Annotated in this window: 1 protein-coding gene; it reads left to right on the forward strand. The window is 47.8% G+C overall.

Annotated features, from left to right (window positions below; translation table 11 throughout):
• A partial coding sequence (locus VC188_RS12115; RefSeq protein WP_323484118.1) for a DDE-type integrase/transposase/recombinase occupies positions 1-255 on the forward strand: 255 nt, incomplete at both ends.

The following is a 255-nucleotide window of genomic DNA, read 5'->3' on the forward strand; positions in this document are numbered from 1 at the left end:
CCAAGCGCTATCAGTCTTATAAGGGGGCAGTAGGCAAGGTAGCCCCAAACCTACTGGAGCGTAACTTTGCTGCTAGCAAGCCCAATCAAAAGTGGGTGACTGATGTAACGGAGTTCAACATTAAAGGCGAGCGAGTGTATCTATCCCCCATCTTGGATTTATATAACCAAGAGATCATCTCGTATGAGATGGCGGATCGACCACAGATCAAGACGGTGATACAGATGCTCCAAAAGGCTTTTAAACACCTGGGGC

The organism is Polynucleobacter sp. MG-28-Ekke-A2, assembly GCF_035012985.1.
Classification (GTDB): Bacteria; Pseudomonadota; Gammaproteobacteria; order Burkholderiales; family Burkholderiaceae; genus Polynucleobacter.